Source organism: Microvirga tunisiensis, from assembly GCF_009296175.1.
GTDB lineage: Bacteria > Pseudomonadota > Alphaproteobacteria > Rhizobiales > Beijerinckiaceae > Microvirga > Microvirga tunisiensis.
Genome location: NZ_VOSK01000965.1, coordinates 1 through 615 on the forward strand (window position 1 = coordinate 1; position 615 = coordinate 615).

1 pseudogene is annotated in these 615 nt (G+C 58.7%); it reads left to right on the plus strand.

Features of this window, described 5'->3' with window-relative positions:
- Window positions 1-479 precede the first annotated feature (479 nt).
- Window positions 480-615 (plus strand): annotated as a pseudogene (locus tag FS320_RS44760) (IS110 family transposase); the annotation flags it as partial.

The window sequence follows — 615 nt, forward strand, 5'->3', positions numbered from 1 at the left end:
TTCGCATCTGGTACCGAGGCCCCGTCCAATGGGGATCAATCCACTTGCAGATCCCGCACCGCTTCGAAGTGCCGTCACAAGAGACGGCAGGCCAACCGGTCAAAATCACTGTGTCGAGGATCTAGTGAGGCACCGCCAGACGAAAGCGGCGGAAACAGATAGGCCGACCCTACAGCCACCGCGCCACACCTCGACTCTACCGAGCTTGTGTCAAAACGCGAACGGGCCGCTCCGAGGAGCAATTTAATTTCCTGTAAGCCCCGATAGACCGGGAAATCTCCGGATCAGGAGCTTGGACTTGTACAAATCATTCGGCGCGGCCGAGTGTATTCGAGTTTTGACACATTGGGTAATCGCGGAGCGAGTCGCCCTCGGGCCAGACGGTCAGTGCATGGAAGAGTGGGTGGTTGTTCCCCGATAAGATGAAGATACGGGCTCACGACTGGACGCCGGGCCCAAGCATCGAACGGAGAACAACCATGAGTGATTATATCGGTCTTGACGTGTCGTTGAAAGAGACGGCGATCTCGGTGCGGCGGGACGGTAAGCGGATCTGGCGCGGCAAATGCCCGTCGGATCCGAGCCTGATCGCGGAAGTTGTCCGCGAGCGCGCCC